Consider the following 17,404-nt stretch of genomic DNA (forward strand, 5'->3'; position numbering starts at 1 on the left):
GAGTTTGAATCAGAAATCGCCCCCTCTGGGAACCCCGATTCCAGTCAAAAACAACATGCTCTAGTCGTGGCCGCAAACAAGCGGGTTCAATGCCGCGGCCTAGCTGCGGGCCGAGACTCGTCCGCTCTCGACGTCAAACACTTCGCCCCCTGCGCCGATCTCGGCGAAGGCGGCGGGATCCGCACCGGTCAGCCACACCTGCGCGCCGAGCTTCTTCAGCTCATCGAACAGCGCCGCCCGGCGGTTCGGATCGAGATGCGCAACCACCTCGTCGAGCAGCAGCAGCGGCACGATGCCGGTCATCTCGGCGACCAGGCTCGCATGCGCCAGCACGAGGCCGATCAGCAGCGCCTTCTGCTCGCCGGTCGAGGCATCGCGCGCCGGCATGCTCTTCGGCGCATAGACCACCTGGAGGTCGGTGAGATGCGGGCCGTCGGTGGTGCGGCCGGCGATCGCATCGCGCGGCCGGTTGTCGCGCAGGATCTGGCGGTAGCGGTCCTCGACCGAGGTCGCGGTCTCGGTCAGCAGCGCGTTCTCCATCCAGCCGTCGAGCGCAATTTGCGCGGACGGAAATGCGGAAGCTTGCGCGCGCGCGTTGAGCATGCCGGTGAGCCTTGCCGCGGTCTGGCCGCGCGTGGCCGCCACCGCGACTGCGAGCTCGGCGGTCTCGCGCTCGATCGCGTCGCACCAATGGTCATCGTAATTGCGCGTCTCCAGCAGGCGGTTGCGCGAGCGCAAGGAGCGCTCGAGCGCGTTGATCCGGCTGGAATGCTCGCTGTCGATGGCGAGCACGAGACGGTCGAAGAAGCGCCGGCGCTCCGAGGCCGCGCCCATGAACAGCCCGTCCATCGCCGGCGTCAGCCACACCATGCGGATGTGATCGCCGAATGCGCTGGCCGAGCCCACCGGCTCGCGGTCGACGCGACAGCGTCGGCTGACCGGGGCGTCCGCGCGCGGCGCATCGATGCCGGTGCCGAGCGTGGCCAGCCCCAGCGCGCCCTCGACCTGCGCCGACACCGCCCAGGAACCGTCGCCCTGGTTGTCGGCGACGTCTTCGAGCGTCGCGCGGCGCAGGCCGCGCCCCGGCGACAGGAACGAGATCGCCTCGATGCAATTGGTCTTGCCCGCCCCGTTCGGCCCGACCAGCGCCACCAGGTCAGCCGCCGTCTCGAGCCCCGCCGCCCGGTAGTTACGAAAATGCGTCAGCGTCAGCCGATGAATGCGGGAGGGGGTCATCGATTATTCGTCATGGACGCGCGTTCTCCCTTTGGGAGCATGCCGTAGGGTGGGCAAAGGGGCGCGCTTCGCGCGCGCCGTGCCCACGTCTCGCTCGCGATCCCCGCGCTGCATGGTGGGCACGCTTTCGCCTTCGCTCTTCGAGCTACGGCGCAAGCTTTGCCCACCCTACGGCTCCGATGGATGGTCGAGAGAGCGCCCCTCACACCCGCATCGGCATCAGCACATACAGCGCGCTCTTGTCGTCGCGGTCCTGCACCAGCGTCGGCGAGCCGGGATCGGCGAGGCGGAGCGTTGCGACGTCGCCTTCGATCTGGGCGGCGATATCGAGCAGATAGCGGGAGTTGAAGCCGATATCGAGGGCGTCGGAGGCGTATTCGACCTCGAGCTCTTCGGTCGCGCTGCCGGAATCCGGGTTGGTCACCGACAGCACCAGCTTGCCCGCCGACAGCGACAGCTTGACCGCGCGGCCGCGCTCGCTCGAAATCGTCGAGACGCGGTCGACCGCGTTCTCGAAATCCTTCTTGTCGACCACGAGCTCCTTGTCGTTGTTCTGGGGGATGACGCGGCCGTAATCGGGGAAGGTGCCGTCGATCAGTTTCGAGGTCAGCACGACGTTGCCGATGGTGAAGCGGATCTTGGCCTGCGACAGCTCGATCGTCATCTCGGCCTCGGTGTCCTCGATCAGGCGCTGCACCTCGCCGACCGTCTTGCGCGGCACGATCACGCCGGGCATGCCCTCGGCGCCCTTGGGCTGCACCAGGTCGAGCTGGGCGAGGCGGTGGCCGTCGGTGGCGACACCGCGCAGGGTGGCGGCCTTTGCCGTGCCGGCGGCATGCAGATAGATGCCGTTGAGGTAATAGCGCGTCTCTTCGGTCGAGATCGCGAACTGCGTGCGGTCGATCAGCCGCTTGACGTCCTTGGCGGCGAGCGAGAACGAATGCGACATGTCGCCGGCAGCCAGATCCGGGAAATCGTTCTCCGGCAGCGTCTGCAGCGTGAAGCGCGAGCGGCCGGCGCGGATTGCCAGCACCGCGCGGTCGCCGTCGGCCTCCAGCACGATCTGCGAGCCGTCCGGCAGCTTGCGCACGATGTCGTAGAACATGTGCGCCGGCACGGTGGTGGAGCCCGCGGTCGCGGTCTCCGCCGGCAGCGTCTCCATCACCTCGAGGTCGAGGTCGGTCGCCTTCAGCGACAATTTCGCGTTCTCGGCGCGCACCAGCACGTTGCCGAGGATCGGGATCGTGTTGCGGCGCTCGACCACGCGGTGGACATGGCCCAGCGACTTCAGCAATTGCGCGCGTTCGACCGTAACCTTCATTGCACTACTCGCCCGATTCCCAAGGAAAACACAGCGTTGAGAAGGCCGGGCGGCGGGACGCGCGCCACGGCATCGAAGACCCCGCAAGGCCGGATCATTCCTGCCGATATGACCAAAGCCGCCTGGGTCGCGCAAGGTGCCGCGGATGCCCCGGCGATTCAAGGGATCGGGGCCAGTTCCCCACGATTTACCGACGTTTTCGCGCCGAAGCTCTATGCCGTTGATGGGGTACAGGCGCGTCTACGCGTCATGGCCGGGCTTGTCCCGGCCATCCAGGTCTGGCCTCGCCCTACGAAGAACGTGGATGCCCGGGCCTTCGCCTCGCCGGAGCGGCTTCGGCCGCGCAGGCGGGACAAGCCCGGGCATGACGATCTCAGCTGAGAGGAAGGGGATAGGCCTTTATTCCTGAAGCTGGCGCTTCAGCGACTCCACTTCCTCGGACAGAGCGGTGTCCTTGGAGACCAGCGCCTCGATCTTGCGCACGGCGTGCAGCACCGTGGTGTGGTCGCGTCCGCCGAAACGGCGGCCGATCTCGGGCAGCGAGCGCAGGGTCAGCGTCTTGGCGAGATACATCGCCACCTGGCGCGGGCGCACCACGTTGGCGGTGCGGCGCGAGGAGAGCAGGTCGGAGCGGCTGACATTATATTGCCGTGCCACCACGCGCTGGATGTCCTCGATCTTGATCCGCTTGGGCTCCTGCGGCCGCACCAGGTCGCGCACCTCGTGCTCGGCCATCTCCAGCGTCACCGGCCGGTTGTTGAGCTTGGAATGCGCGAGCAGGCGGTTGATCGCGCCTTCGAGGTCGCGGCCGTTATGGGTGATGGTGCGCGCCAGATAGTGCAGCACCTCCTCGGGCACCTCGAACGTCGCATGATGGGCGCGGGCCGCCGCGACGCGCGACTTCAGGATGCCGTGGCGCAGCTCCTCGCCGAGCGAGCCCATCTCGACCACGAGCCCGCCGGCGAGCCGCGAGCGCACGCGGTCATCCAGGCTCTCGAGGTCGGACGGCGGACGGTCGGCCGCGATCACGACCTGGCGGCCGGCGTCGATCAGCGCGTTCAGCGTGTGACAGAACTCGGCCTGCGTCGACTTGCCCTGCAGGAACTGGAGATCGTCGATGACAAGCACGTCGATGCCGCGCAGCGCTTCCTTGAAAGCCAACGCCGTCTGCGTCTTCAGCGCGGCGACGAAGCCGTACATGAATTTTTCCGCCGTGAGATACAGCACCTTGCGCTCGTTGCCGGAATTGCCGGCCCAGGTCACCGCCTGCAACAGATGCGTCTTGCCGAGGCCGACGCCGGCATGGATGTAGAGCGGGTTGAACATCACGGGGTCGCCGCGACGTCCCTCGGCGACCTGGCGCGCGGCCGCATGCGCCAGCGTGTTGGAGCGGCCGACGACGAAGCTCGCGAAGGTCAGGCGCGGATCGAGCGGCGAGCCGCCGAGCGCGTCGTGATTGGCCGAGACCGGCGCGGTCGCGGTCGAGCGCAATTCCGGCATCGGCGCGCGGCGCGCCTCGACCGGCGCCGGCGCCTCCTTCGGCTGCGCCGTCGGACGCACGGCGGACCGCACGGTGAGGTCGATGCGATGCACTTCCGGCATCTCGGCCTGCCAGCACGACAGCACGCGCTCGGCATAATGGGCCTGGATCCAGCTCTTCAGGAACCGCGTCGGCACCGACAGCCGCACGCTCTCGTCCTGCACGCCTTCCAGATCCATGCGTGCAAACCAGCTCGTGTAGACGTCCTCGCCAACGCTCGAGCGCAACCGACCCTTCACGCGTGACCAGCGATCCTGTTCCATTGTCATCGTCAGAAAACTTCTCTTGAGAGATATAGTTGCGTTGTGAGCGCCATGCAGGGATCCTGCCACGGACCCTGACTGGCGCGACCTCGAGCGAGTCCATCGTCGGGCATGGCTCGACCGTTCGGCGCGAACGCCGCGGGTCAGATCAGCGATGTCAGAGATGGAGGGGTCGCGAGGTCAGCGCGTACTCGGCGCTCCGTCACACGCGGGAGGCTGGAGATCCGACGGGGCTGAAACGGCATCGTTGAAAAAAGAAACGTGCTGCAATACCGCGCTGAGTCCGTAAGACATGATACCTCCCCGTCCTGCCGTGATCGCTCACGACAAGGTCCTGCGTGTCCTGAAGACAACCGCGCCGTACTCCTGTCGCGGATGTCTGCCCAATGTACTCGTCGTCCGCTCGACTTCGCCACCTTGCGTGTCGGGGTAACTTCGCGATGTCTCTCATTTGCGCTTGGCGCGAGCGAGGAGATCCCGCTTGGAGACATTCAGACAAAGAGCTACCATTCCCACATTGCTGTGGGTTTTGAACCGACATCACTTGTTGAAGCGTCGCCTACGTGCCTACCGCCGCCGATCTGCACGTTCGCCCCGTTTCCTAAACCGCGCTGGTCTCAAGATCGTGGGCGCCGCTGACTGGGTTAAGGAATACACTAAGCGGAAAGACTCGCAACGAAATTGATTCACAGTTGAGGCGTCAAAAAACTTGACCTCGGTTAACGCCGCACAGGAGTTGTTCACAGGCTCCGAAGCAAGTTTTTGAATCCGTGCACAGAATCGAGAAGGCCGCGCGTCATGTGACAATTCTCGTTCAGCGCCAAATTTTTTTTATAAATTCGTCATGCGCCCGACGTGCGAGCGAATTTTTCAAATGCTTGTCGCTGCTATGTAGATAAGTGATTATCGAGTCATCGCTTTTCGAGACTCGTTTTGCAGGGTAACTCCACAACCGCACACGTTCCGGTGAATCTACGGGGTGCAGAACTCTCATCGGCCACCGATTCAATTCGCGCCCGCGGCACAGGGGTTTTTGCAACGCAGTGAAGTTTCCACTGTTGCAGAACATCGGCAGGTAGAACTACGGAACGAAAACTGACGCAGACGATTTAAATCGTCAAAGCGAGGCGTGAGCTTCGCGTGACTGGTGGCGTGAAATCTGACAGCCAACAAAAAAGCCCGGCGTGAGGCCGGGCTTTTTGACGCGCTGACCGGATCGACCGATCAGACGATGTCGCCAAGATGACTTAGCAAGATTTACTTCGCGAGCTTGGCGATCTGCGCGGTGAGGCGCGAGACTTTGCGACTGGCGTTGTTCTTGTGAACGATGTTGCGCTGGGCGGCGCGCATCAAGGCGGGCTCGGCAGTCGCGAGTGCCTTCACGGCAGCGGCGCGATCGCCGCTCTTGATGGCTTCCTCGACAGTGCGCACGGCGCCACGCATCTGGGTGCGGCGCGACTTGTTGACGGCAGTGCGGCGGGCGATCTTGCGCGTCGCTTTCTTGGCGGAAGTGGTATTGGCCATGGTCTCAATGTCCTTTGCGGGTACCGGTCGCGTCTTGGTCGGGTAGCGCCGGCTTGCTTGACCGCGTAATCGACGCTCGGATTTAGGGTGTTCGGTTGCTGGGCCGTTCCCGGAACATGAGCGACCGCCTTGCGGCTGTCTCTGAGGCTCCACGGTGTCTTCAAGCTCGAGAGAGTCTGAAGCCCAAGGTGCCTGCAACTGCTCAAAGAACAGCGGCGGCGGGATTGCGCCCACCGCCAGTTGGCGCCCTTATAGAGAGGGTCTTTCGCACCGTCAACGCTTTCGGGGGCTGGAAACGCGCCTTTGGCGGGCCGGTTTGGTGCCGTAACGCCCTGAAGAGGTTGAATTTCTGCCGTCGCCCGGCTATTGGCTGGCATCGTTTCGCAAGGTCGTCCGGTCGGACGGCCATCGTAGGTGAGGCATGATCCGCGGCTTTTTCCGACTGATTGGGCTGTTGCTGCTCGCCGGCGGGTTCATCTTCATGGTCTATGACGGCGCCCGCTGGGTGGCCGACCAGACCCTCAAATTCACCCGTTTCGGCCAGTTCTGGAACGACATCAATCAGGCCAGCCAATCGGCCTTCCGCACCTGGGTCGAGGCCAAGGCGCCTTGGCTCTGGACCTCGGTGATCCGCCTGGTGCTGGAGCAGCCGGTGTTCGCCGTGCTCGGCATTTTGGGCATCCTGCTGATGATCCTGTTCCGCCCGCGCAAGCCCTTGATCGGCTATTCCCGGGATTGAGCTTTCAAGTCCCGACTCCAAGCTTGGAACTGGCAGCGGCGTAACAACGATGCCTCTTGCTGCGTAGAGCCTATATTCCCACTCATCGCGAGCACGCGCCTGGTCTCCCGCCTGGCTCAGGCATTCGCTCGCTTCGGAGATCCATCATGCTGTTCATGCGCAAGACCACTGCATTGCCGAGCGCAGCTGACGCGCTACCGGGCCGTGCGCAGGCCATCCCGAGCGCGACCACCCATTTCGTCAACGGCGCGAAGCTGAAGCCGCCTTATCCCGCCGGCCTCGAGCAGGCATTGTTCGGCCTCGGCTGCTTCTGGGGCGCCGAGCGCAAGTTCTGGCAGCTTCGCGAGGGCATCCATGTGACCGCCGTCGGCTATGCCGGCGGTCACACGCCGAACCCGACCTATGAGGAAGTCTGCTCGGGCCGCACCGCCCACACCGAAGTGGTGCTGGTCGTGTTCGATCCGAACAAGATCTCCTACGAGACGCTTCTGAAGACTTTCTGGGAAAGCCACAACCCGACGCAGGGCATGCGCCAGGGCAACGACGTCGGCACGCAATACCGAAGCGCGATCTACACCACTTCCGATGCGCAGAAGCAGGCGGCCGAGCAGGCGAAGGCGCTCTATCAGAAGGCGCTCGCAGCGAAGGGGCTCGGTGCCATCACCACCGAGATCGCGCCCGCCGGTGCGTTCTATTTCGCCGAGGACTACCATCAGCAATATCTGGCGAAGAATCCCGCCGGCTATTGCGGCCTGGGCGGCACCGGCGTGTCCTGCCCGATCGGCGTTGGCGTGAGCGCGTGAGCCGCTCACTCATCGCGACAGCGCGCGTTTCTTACCCTCCCCTGGAGGGGGAGGGTCGGCACGCGATCGAGCAAAGCGAGATTGCGTGACGGGGTGGGGTGATCTCTCCACTCGGGCACTGTTCGTCGCGGAGAGACCGTCACCCACCCCGCTCGCGCTTCGCGCGATCGACCCTCCCCCTCCAGGGGAGGGTGGCACCGTCATCGCCTCCACTCAACGCTTTATTAACCATAACCGGTGCATCAGTGGAGCTGTCTCGTTTCGAGGGATGGGTCCGGTGCCGGTTGCACGCGCGTTTCGATGGTCGAACTTGGCGTCTTTGGCAGCGTCCGCCGCGCTCGCCCTGGGCGGCTGCATGCAGACCGCAACCCCCGTCGCGATGGTGCAGCCTCGTCCCGATCTCGATTCCATGGCCTACGGCCAGCCCTACGGCGCGCCGCAGCCTGTCGCCGTGGCCAGCAACGGCGGCGGCGCCATCGCGGCCTTCAGCAATTCCTTTGCCGCCTCGCCCGGACCGATGCCGGTCGGCTACGCCGCGCCGATGGCGGCACCGGTGCGCAATGGCGCCTCCTACCATCTCGACGCCGGCGACAAGCTTCGCGTCGTGGTCTATGGCCAGGAAGGTCTCACCAACAGCTATGCGATCGATGCCGGCGGCTCCATCACCATGCCGCTGATCGGCGCGGTGCCGGCCCGCGGCCGCACCACGGCAGGGCTGGCCGGCGAGATCGCTGCACGCCTGCGCAACGGCTACATCCGCGAACCTTCGGTGGCGGTCGAGATCGAGACCTATCGTCCGTTCTTCATCCTCGGCGAGGTCCTTGCGCCCGGCCAATATCCTTACGTGCCGAACATGACGGTCGAGAGTGCGGTCGCCATCGCCGGCGGTTTCTCCCCGCGCGCCAAGCGCGACGTGGTCACGGTCACGCACAGCGAGAACGGCGGCGCCATGCGCGCGGTCGTTCCGCTCGGCACGCCGCTCGCACCGGGCGACACCGTGTTCGTCGGCGAGCGCTGGTTTTAGGGCTCTCTCCTTCTGTCATTCCGGGGCGCGACGAAGTCGCGAGCCCGGAATCCATTCATCCACAAGCGCTGACGCTCGATGGATTCCAGGCTCGCGCTGCGCGCGCCCCGGAATGACGGTGGAGAAACCCGCACTCTATTTCAAATGCTTCGCGAAGAACGCCATGCTGCGCGGCCAGGCGATGTCGGCGCTGGCCTTGTCGTAGCTGGCGCGCTCGTCGCAATGGAAGCCGTGCTGGGCGCCCGGATAGATGTGGACTTCGACCTCGGGCCGCTTCGCCTTGACGGTCTCGACGTCGGTGAGCGGAATGCCAGCATCCTTCTCGCCGAAATGCAGCTGGGTCGGCACTTTCGGTGTCTCGTCGGCGAAGCGCACGACGGCGCCGCCGTAATAGCCGATCGCGGCCTTCAGGCCGGTCAATCGCGTCGCCGCGACGAAGGCGATGCTGCCCCCCAAGCAAAAGCCGATGATGCCCACGGGCCCGGTGCTCTTCACCGCATCGATCGCCGCTTGCGTGTCGCGCAGCATCGCCGCCCAGTCCGGATTGGCCACGAACTTGCGCGCCTCCGCGATCTCGTCGGGCGAATAGCCCGACTGGAAGTTCGGCGCCGTCCGGTCGAAGATCGACGGCGCGATCGCGACATAGCCTTCCCCGGCAAGGCGGTCGCAGACCGAGCGGATGTGGTGATTGACCCCAAAGATCTCCTGGATCACCACCACCGCGCCCTTCGGCGCGCCGGCGGGGTCGGCGCGATAGGCGCCGAGCTGGAAATTGTCGGAGGCCGTCAGCTTGATGTCTTGTCCCACGCGGGTTGTCCTTCTTGGTTGATACGAACTCAGGCTCTCAGGATGACGGTCATAGAGGAGAGCTCGTTGCTTCAACACCGTCATTGCGAGCCACCGGGGCCGCGCTTTGCGCGGACCCGGTGGCTCGCAATGACGGAGTATGATGTAGGGCCATCGTCCGCCAGCCAGCACCTCAAATCCTAGCGATAGCTTCGCATTCTCTCAGGATGAGGCTCAACACCTACTCCCACATCCAGTTCTCGCCGTAATCCTCCTTCCATCCGGCCAGCCGTCCGTGACGGAATTGCAGGAACAGGCGGTGGCGATAGGGGATCAGGCGGCTGCCGCCGATGTTGCGCAAAGCGAGATAGATCTCGTGGCCGGGACGTCCCCGCACATATTGCAGCGGCTGACCGAGCGCGCGTGCGGTCTGTTCGGCATCCATGCCGAAGGCCAGCGGAATGTTGTTCGACAAGGTCGTGACGAAGGGCTGGCGTGGCGGTACGGCGCCGATCGGCTCGGCCTGTGCGGATAGCGACAGCAGCATCATGCCCGCAGCCAGCATCATCAGCTTCATCGCCTGTGTCCCTGCTCGATCGCCCTATGCCGGCAAGTTCTTCAGGAAAGGCGCGACCGCGTCAACAAAAGCCTGGGGCTGATCGATGTTGACGGCGTGTCCGGCGGCGGGGATCACGACCTTTTGTGCGCCGGGGATTTTTGCCGCCATGTAGTCGGACGCGGCGAGGAACGGGGTGTCGTCGGCGCCGACCACGATCAGGCTGGGCACCCGGATGTCGGGCAACAGCTCCATCACGCGCGCATCGCGCTGGGTCAGCATGCCGCGCGCGGCAAGCGCCAGTCCCCTGGCATTGCGATGGCGCGCGGTGGCGCGCTCGCGCGTCGCCGCCTTCAAGACATCGAGGCCTTCGCGGTCGAGCCGGTCGGCGGTGGCAAGCGCCCGCGCGTTCCAGGCCTCGCGCGCATCGTCCTTCCTGAAGCCGGGGCCGGTGTCGATGATCAGCAGCGCACGGGCCCGCTCCGGATGTGCACGGTAGAAGGCGAGCGACATGTAGCCGCCGAGCGAAAGCCCACCGATGATGGCGCGCCTCGCACCAACCGCATCGAGGATCGCCGCCATGTCGCCGACCGTCAGCGCTTCGCTGTACGCGTTCGGATCGTCGGGATAATCGGACTGGCCGTGACCGCGCATGTCCCACAGGATCAGCGTATGATCCTTCGCCAGCGCATCGATCTGCCCATGCCACATCGCCGATGTCGAGGAATAGCCGTGCGTGAGCAGCAGCGGCGGCCCGTTGCCATGAACCTCGTAGTAGATCCCGACGCCGTCCCGGTTTATCCTTGGCATTGTTTCCCGCCCTTTTTTTCCTCGCCACTAACTCGGTGCTTCACCCTCCCCTGGAGGGGAGGGTCGACTCACATGAGCGCAGCGAAATGTGAGACGGGGTGGGGTGGCGGTCTTTCCACATCCAATTGTTCGTGTGGAGAGATCACCCCACCCCGCTCGCGCTTCGCGCGATCGACCCTCCCCCCGAGGGGAGGGTAAGGGTTTGCGTGCGGCTGCACTCTAGCTCGCCAAGTTACCTCGAAGAAACCGCTCGAACGCGATGGCACGCATGCCTGACGCACGCGCTGTTGTGTCCAGTGGCTGCGTCGCGGCCCTTGGCGCGGCGCACAACGGGCGAGTGTGGCGGACGTTTTTTCGACTCGTTCCAAATTGCATTTGCCTCCGCGCCGGAACGCGATCATTCTCGCGGGCAAGGTTGACGCCAGCCCGGTGGGCGTCCGCCATTCAAGTTGCCGCCGTAAGTGGCTTCATGCACCGGCAGGGGAAGACGCCTATGCCAACTCTCACCATCAACGGGCGGAGTCTGTCCGTGGATGCGGCGAACGACACGCCGCTCCTCTGGGCGATCCGCGAGCAATTGCAGATGACCGGCACCAAGTTCGGCTGCGGTGCCGGGCTGTGCGGTGCCTGCACCGTCCACGTCAACGGCGAAGCCGTGCGCTCGTGCCAGACCATGGTCGGCGACGTCGCCGGCAAGAAGATCACCACCATCGAAGGTCTCTCCGCCAAGGGCGATCATCCCTTGCAGAAGGCCTGGATCGCCGAACAGGTGCCGCAATGCGGCTATTGCCAGTCCGGACAGATCATGCAGGCGGCTTCGCTGCTCGCGAAGAATCCCAATCCGACCAAGGAAGAGGTGGTCGCCCATATGGACGGCAATCTCTGCCGTTGCATGACCTATTCGCGGATCCAGAAGGCGATCATGCGCGCCGCATCCGAGATGCGCACCGCATCCGCCACCTCCAACGAGCGGAGGCCCACATGAACGAGCATGTGAAGAACATGACACCCGAGACGACGGATCTCAGCCGCCGCTCCTTCCTCGTCGGCACCGCCGCGACCGGTCTGGTGCTCGGCTATGCCGGCCTGCCCGGCATCGAATCGGCAGCCGCCGCGCCGGCCAGTTTCGAGCCGAGCGTCTGGTATGCGATCTCGCCGGACGGGCTCGTCACCGTGACCTGCGGCAAGGCCGACATGGGCCAGCACATCGCCTCCACCATGGCGCAGATCGTCTGCGAGGAACTGGGCGCGAAATGGAGCGACATGCGCGTGCAGCTCGCCTCCAACGATCCCAAGTTCAACGATCCCGTGCTGGGCGCGCAGATCACCGGCGGCAGCTGGTCGACCATGATGAACTTCGAGGCGATGAGCCGGGCCGGTGCGGCCGGGCGGATCGCATTGACGGAAGGTGCCGCCGCCGCCATGGGCGTGCCGGCATCGGAGCTGGTGGTGCGCGATTCCATGATCGTGCATCCGAAGTCGAAGAAGCAGATGTCGTTCGCCGATGTCGTGAAAAGCGGCAAGGCGACGAAGACCTTCACGCCCGACGAGCTCAAGGCACTCAAGCTGAAAACACCCGATCAATACACCATGATCGGCGTGTCGGTGCCGCAGCTCGACATCCCCTCCAAGACCAACGGCACGGCCAAGTACGGCATCGACGTGATGTTGCCGGGCATGGTCTATGGCGCGGTGGTCACGCCGCCGGTGCGCTTCGGCGCCACGGTGAAATCGGTCGACGACAGCGCGGCAAAGAAGGTGCCGGGCTTCATCAAGGCCGTCACGCTCGACGACAAGACCGCAACGACGTCGGGCTGGGTCGTCGCCGTCGCCGGCACCTACGCCAACGCCAAGAAGGCGGCACAGGCGCTGAAGATCGCCTATGACGCGGGTCCGAATGCGAAGCTGTCGAGCCAGTCGCTGCTCGACGAGGCCAAACGGCTGCAGGGCCTGGAGGATTCCGGCCAGTTCTTCGTCAAGGACGGCGATCCCAATGCTGCCTTCGGCACGGCGGCGAAAGTGGTCGAGGCCGAGTACACCACCAGCATCAACATCCACGCGCCGCTGGAGCCGATGAACGCCACTGCGGAGTTCAAGGGCGACATCCTGCACATCTATTCCGGCAATCAGTTCGCGACGCGCTCCGGCGCGATCGCGGCGGGCGCTGCCGGGATCGATCCGAAATTCGTCGTGATGCACCAGATGTGGTTGGGCGGCGGCTTCGGCCGGCGTCTCGACGCCGACATGATGATTCCGGCGGTGCAGGCGGCCAAGGCGGTCGGCAAGCCGGTGAAGGTGATCTATTCGCGCGAGAACGACATGACGATGGATTTCTCGCGTCCGCTCACCTACCAGAAGGTCAAGGCCGGCGTGGACGGTGATGGCAAGCTCGTTGCGATCAGCCACGACGTGGTCTCGGCCTGGCCGACCGCGCGCTGGGGAATCCCCGATTTCCTGACGCCCTCGGTCGACAAGAAGGGCCCGCTCGACAGCTTCACGGTCAATGGAGCGGACTTCTTCTACACCGTGCCCAACCATTATGTGCGCGCGATCAAGAACGAGCTCGCGCACAACGCCACGCCGTCCGGCCAGCTTCGCTCGGTGGCGCCCGGCTGGACCTTCTGGGCCGTCGAAAGCATGATCGACGAGATCGCGGCAGCGACGGGCAAGGATCCCGCGCAGTTCCGCATCTCATTGCTCGACGGCGCCGGCAAGAACGACGGCGGCGCGCAACGCTTGCGCAACACGCTGCTCGCCGCGATGGGACTGTCCGGCTACGGCACCAAGCAATTGCCGAAAGGCGAGGGCATGGGCGTCGCCTGCGTCTCCTCGCAGGAGCGCGCGACCGCGAGCTGGACGGCGTGCGTGGCTCACGTCGCCGTCGCGCCGTCGGGGGAGGTGACCGTGAAGAAGCTCACGGTCGCAACCGACGTCGGCACGCAGGTGCATCCCGACAATATCCGCGCCCAGGTCGAGGGTGCGGCGCTGTGGGGCCTGTCGCTGGCGATGTACGAGAAGGCGACGCTGAAGGACGGTGGCATCGAGCAGACCAATTTCGACAGCTACACGCCCTTGCGCATGAGCCAGACGCCCGAGGTCGCGGTTGCCGTGATTGCCAACGGCGAGAAGGCGACCGGCGTCGGCGAGCCCGCGGTGACCGTGGTCGCGCCGGCCATCGGCAACGCCATCTACAATGCCAGCGGCGCCCGCGTCCGGGCGCTACCGATCACGGCGGAGGCCGTGAAGGCGAGCATGAAGGCGTAGGCTGAGCCGCGATTGCTGAATGAGATGATCCGCCGGAGGGGGTCCCCTCCGGCGGATTTGTTTTTGGAGTCGCCTCCACAATCTGGCTGTCATGCCCGGCGAAAGCGGGGCATCCAGTACGCCGCGGCATCTCGGTTCCCGCCTCGTCGTCTCGGCGTACTGGGTCGCTCGGTCCCGGCTCCGCCAAGGCTACGCCGAGGCTCACACGGGTGCCCGGCGCGCCGAAGCTTCAGCGAAGGTGGCAAGCCGGGCGACGACAGTGGAGGTGGGTCTTAGGGCCTCGAAAATTCCCCTGTGTTATCAATGCCCATTCTACTGTGCATGGGGTTGTTTTCGCGGGTTTTTGAAAGTCCCCCCTCCCGGAACCCAATCCCTAAAATTGCGAGCAATTCCCCAAGCCTCCATTGAGCACGCCTCTTAAGGGCCAGAGAACCTGATCCGGCCTAGGCTCATCGGCCAATACGCCCGAGTTCCCGGTCCTTGTGGGGAAGCCATGAACGCCACAGCCAAATCCGCCGCCAAACGCCGGCTTCTGCTCGCCTCCGATCGCAGTGACGGCAGCAGCGAGCTCGCCAGCATCTTGAAAGCGGTCGGCGACGTCTCGACGGTGAAGACCGAGGAGATCCCCGCCCTGCCGGCGCGCGATCTCTCCGGCCTCGTGGTCGATATCAACCTGCGCTCGCCCGAGAGCGTGCAGCGGGTCCGCAACAAGCTGCGCGGCGATGCCTACCGTTCGATGCCGCGGCTGTTCGTGCTCGCGGACGCCCTGCATCACGGCACCATGCAGGCCTGGGCGCTCGGGGCCACCGACACCATCTCGCGGCCGCTCCAGGCCGACGCCATCCTGCAGCGCATCCGCGCCGCATTCCCGGACACCGCCGCCTATGACGCCACCGATCGCGGCAAGACGCTCAACCGCGGCGTCGAGGCGGCGCATGCGGTGCTGACCAAGATGTTCGAGAAGCTGCCGCTCGGCGTGCCCCTGACCTTCGACGACGTCATCGCCGCCGAGAGCAAGATCCTGAAGGCGATCAAGCATTCCTCGCTGCGTGAATGGCTCACCACGGTGGGCTGTCATCATGTCGGCAGCTATCGCCATTGCCTGTTCGTCACCGGCTTCGCCGTCGCCTTCGCCCAGCATCTCGGTATGCGCGAGGACGACCAGCGCCGCCTGACTCGCGCCGCGCTGCTGCACGACGTCGGCAAGGCCTTCGTTCCGGCCTGGCTGCTCGACAAGCCCGGCAAGCTCACCGACGAGGAGATGGCCGAGGTCCGCCAGCACCCGCGCCGCGGCTATGACGCGCTCGCCGCCCAAGGCAGCTTCCCGCCGGAGATGCTGGACGTGGTGCTGCATCACCACGAATTCCTCGATGGTTCCGGCTATCCCAACGGCCTGTCGTCGAACCAGATCAGCGACATCGTGCGCCTGACGACGATCGTCGACATCTACGCCGCGCTCGTCGAGAAGCGCGCCTACCGCATGCCCTTCACCCATTCCCGCGCCTTCACCATGATGGAAGGCATGGGCGGCAAGCTCGACCAGCAGCTGCTGCAGGCGTTCCGCCCGGTCGCGCTGGGGTCGTTCTAGCCGAGACACCGTAGGGTGGGCAAAGCGAAGCGTGCCCACCACTTCCAAGAACGTGGGCACGGCGCTGACGCGCCTTTGCCCACCCTACGGCAGTTTCCGTTTGGCGGCACCGCGCCTCACCCCACCATCTTCCGCAGCTCCGCCTTCGCCACCTTCTCCAGCGTCGAGCGCGGCATGTCGTCGACGAGCCTGATCTCGCGCGGCAGCTTGAAATCGGCGAGGCCCTTGCGGCAGGCTTCCATCACGCGATCCTGCAGATCGGGCGCAGCGCCCGCGACGCCGCCCTGCGGGATGATGAAGACGACAGGCACCTCGTCCAGCATCGGATGCTTCTTCGCGACCACCGCGGCCTCGCGCACGCCCGGCACGAGCGCGATCACCTGCTCGATCTCGGAGGCCGCAACGTTCTCGCCGCCGACCTTCAGCATGTCCTTGGCGCGGTCGCCGAACTTGATGAAGCCGTTCTGGAGCCGCTCGACACGGTCGCCGGTGAGGAAGAAGCCGTGCTCGTCAAAGCTCTCGCGCGTGGCCTTCTCGTTGTGCAGGTACTCGGCGAACAGCGACAGGCCCGGGATGCCCTTGATCGCGAGATTGCCGGTGTCGCCGACCTCCGTCGGCCGTCCGTCGTCGTCGGTGATGCGGATCTGATATTCGGGCGCGGCGCGGCCGATCGACATCGGGATGTTGGGCTGGTCGACCTCGCCGACGATGCCGTGGGTGATGGTCTCGGTCATGCCCCACCAGCCGATCATCTTGACGCCGAAGGCGGCAAAGGCCGGCGGCTCGTTGATGGCGGTGCCCCACAGGCGGAACTTGTGGTCCATCGGGATCTCCTGCTCGAGCAGCGCCTTCATGCAGAACGGGATGGTCGAGGTCCAGGTCGCGCCATGCTCGCGTGCGACGCCCCAGAACCGGCTGGCCGAGAAGCGCGGCTGGATCACGCAAGTCGCTCCGACCCACAGCGTCGCCAGCATGGAATAGGCCAGCGCGTTGGTGTGGAACGCGGCAAGTAGGCCTGGTGCACGTCGCCGGCGTGCAGGTCCTCATGCGCGGCGTTGATCTTGGCGCCCCACATTGGCATGGGTCCACAGCACCGCCTTGGGCCGCGACGTCGTGCCCGAGGTGTATTGCACGCTGCATGGCGCCAGCGGATCGGTCGCGCGCCTGGGACGATCGGCACTGTCGGCGAACAGCGATTCGAAGCTGTCGCCGCGCGACACCCCTTGCGGGGGCGCCGCGCCCGCATCGTGCGAAGTCACCGCCAGCCAACGGATGTTGCGGCAGTTCTGCGCGACGATGTCCGCATAGGCCGGCTGCGTGATCGCGGCGACCGCGCCGCAATGATCGGCGAAATACGCGATCTCGGCCGGTGCAGAGCGCGTGTTGGTGGTGACCGCGACGGCGCCCAGCTCGACGCAGGCGAACCAGGCCAGCATCGCCTCGATGCAATTGTCGAGATGAATGAGCACATATTCGCCCGGCTTGACGCCGCGCCTGGCGAGCCCGGCCGCGAGCGCGCCGACCCGCTCGTGAAACTCGCCGTAGCTCCAGCGCCGCGCCGGCGCGTCGAACGGCGCCCAGATCAGGAACGGATGATCACGCCGGACCTCGGCGCGCATCTTCTAGAGCCAGGGCACGTCGAGCCCATCGAACGGGCCCACGATTCCGGCTGTGGTCTGTTGAACTGGCATGGCTCCTCCCGGTGCAGCCTGCATCTTGCTGGCGGCTGTCTTTTGATGATTGCGTCTTCCTGCCATCGGATGAGGCGTGAAGCAAATCGGGGGAGAGGGCCGAGCTTTCTCCGTCGTCATTGCGAGGAGCCCGTGCGACGAAGCAATCCAGGGTCCCTCCGTGGAGACAGTCTGGATTGCTTCGCGGAGCCTGTCATCGGGCCGCGCTTTGCGCGGACCCGGTGGCTCGCAATGACGGCGTTCGGGGTGGGCAGCGGAG

At 65.4% G+C, this 17,404-nt stretch carries 14 protein-coding genes and 1 pseudogene; 6 read left to right on the forward strand and 9 right to left on the reverse strand.

The features are described 5' to 3' along the window. Nucleotides 1-99 precede the first annotated feature (99 nt). The 4 genes from recF to rpsT form a co-directional block, all read right to left on the reverse strand. The gene (recF, locus tag XI05_RS19825; RefSeq protein ID WP_271504898.1) at nt 100-1,236 is read right to left on the reverse strand and encodes a DNA replication/repair protein RecF; all 1,137 of its coding nucleotides are present in this window, start codon (nt 1,234-1,236) and stop codon (nt 100-102) included. Between the two features lie 202 nt (nt 1,237-1,438). Next, nucleotides 1,439-2,557 carry a DNA polymerase III subunit beta gene (gene dnaN, locus XI05_RS19830; protein ID WP_271504901.1) on the reverse strand — a complete coding sequence of 373 codons (1,119 nt, stop codon included), beginning with the start codon at nt 2,555-2,557 and terminating at the stop codon, nt 1,439-1,441. A gap of 399 nt (nt 2,558-2,956) precedes the next feature. Beyond that, a complete protein-coding gene (dnaA, locus tag XI05_RS19835) occupies nt 2,957-4,366 on the reverse strand; it encodes a chromosomal replication initiator protein DnaA (RefSeq protein ID WP_271504904.1) in 1,410 nt (469 codons plus the stop codon). Between the two features lie 1,251 nt (nt 4,367-5,617). Beyond that, nucleotides 5,618-5,884, reverse strand: a complete 267-nt coding sequence (rpsT, locus tag XI05_RS19840) for a 30S ribosomal protein S20 (protein WP_271504907.1) — start codon at nt 5,882-5,884, stop codon at nt 5,618-5,620. A 421-nt stretch (nt 5,885-6,305) separates the two neighbouring features. Here rpsT and XI05_RS19845 point away from each other — a divergent pair, with 421 nt between their 5' ends. The 3 genes from XI05_RS19845 (at nt 6,306) to XI05_RS19855 (ending at nt 8,450) form a co-directional block, all read left to right on the forward strand. Beyond that, on the forward strand, nt 6,306-6,623 hold the full coding sequence (locus tag XI05_RS19845; RefSeq protein ID WP_025033220.1) for a hypothetical protein: 318 nt from the start codon (nt 6,306-6,308) through the stop codon (nt 6,621-6,623). A 146-nt stretch (nt 6,624-6,769) separates the two neighbouring features. Continuing rightward, nucleotides 6,770-7,426, forward strand: coding sequence for a peptide-methionine (S)-S-oxide reductase MsrA (gene msrA / locus XI05_RS19850; RefSeq protein ID WP_271504911.1), 657 nt, complete (start codon nt 6,770-6,772; stop codon nt 7,424-7,426). A gap of 277 nt (nt 7,427-7,703) precedes the next feature. After that, nucleotides 7,704-8,450 carry a polysaccharide biosynthesis/export family protein gene (locus XI05_RS19855; protein WP_212255613.1) on the forward strand — a complete coding sequence of 249 codons (747 nt, stop codon included), beginning with the start codon at nt 7,704-7,706 and terminating at the stop codon, nt 8,448-8,450. Between the two features lie 135 nt (nt 8,451-8,585). Here XI05_RS19855 and XI05_RS19860 read toward each other — a convergent pair whose 3' ends face one another. From XI05_RS19860 to XI05_RS19870, 3 genes are all read right to left on the reverse strand, one after another. Next, the gene (locus XI05_RS19860; RefSeq protein WP_271504913.1) at nt 8,586-9,257 is read right to left on the reverse strand and encodes a dienelactone hydrolase family protein; all 672 of its coding nucleotides are present in this window, start codon (nt 9,255-9,257) and stop codon (nt 8,586-8,588) included. 220 nt (nt 9,258-9,477) lie between these two features. Next, nucleotides 9,478-9,813 (reverse strand): hypothetical protein, encoded by a 336-nt coding sequence (locus XI05_RS19865; protein WP_271504915.1) that lies wholly within the window; start codon nt 9,811-9,813, stop codon nt 9,478-9,480. Nucleotides 9,814-9,837: 24 nt separating this feature from the next. Beyond that, entirely contained in the window at nt 9,838-10,602 is a 765-nt protein-coding gene (locus XI05_RS19870) for an alpha/beta fold hydrolase (protein ID WP_271504917.1), read from the reverse strand. Between the two features lie 493 nt (nt 10,603-11,095). Here XI05_RS19870 and XI05_RS19875 point away from each other — a divergent pair, with 493 nt between their 5' ends. From XI05_RS19875 to XI05_RS19885, 3 genes are all read left to right on the forward strand, one after another. Next, nucleotides 11,096-11,587, forward strand: a complete 492-nt coding sequence (locus XI05_RS19875) for a (2Fe-2S)-binding protein (RefSeq protein WP_135163526.1) — start codon at nt 11,096-11,098, stop codon at nt 11,585-11,587. Beyond that, nucleotides 11,584-13,866 (forward strand): xanthine dehydrogenase family protein molybdopterin-binding subunit, encoded by a 2,283-nt coding sequence (locus XI05_RS19880; protein ID WP_271504920.1) that lies wholly within the window; start codon nt 11,584-11,586, stop codon nt 13,864-13,866. The genes XI05_RS19875 and XI05_RS19880 overlap by 4 nt, the downstream gene beginning before the upstream one ends. 493 nt (nt 13,867-14,359) lie before the next feature. Next, on the forward strand, nt 14,360-15,454 hold the full coding sequence (locus XI05_RS19885; protein ID WP_271504923.1) for an HD-GYP domain-containing protein: 1,095 nt from the start codon (nt 14,360-14,362) through the stop codon (nt 15,452-15,454). Between the two features lie 116 nt (nt 15,455-15,570). Here XI05_RS19885 and XI05_RS19890 read toward each other — a convergent pair whose 3' ends face one another. After that, entirely contained in the window at nt 15,571-15,882 is a 312-nt protein-coding gene (locus XI05_RS19890) for an AMP-binding enzyme (RefSeq protein ID WP_271505197.1), read from the reverse strand. Nucleotides 15,883-16,038: 156 nt separating this feature from the next. After that, nucleotides 16,039-17,073: pseudogene (locus XI05_RS19895) on the reverse strand (AMP-binding protein); the annotation flags it as partial. Nucleotides 17,074-17,404 lie beyond the last annotated feature (331 nt).

The organism is Bradyrhizobium sp. CCBAU 11357 (assembly GCF_028128865.1).
GTDB lineage: Bacteria > Pseudomonadota > Alphaproteobacteria > Rhizobiales > Xanthobacteraceae > Bradyrhizobium.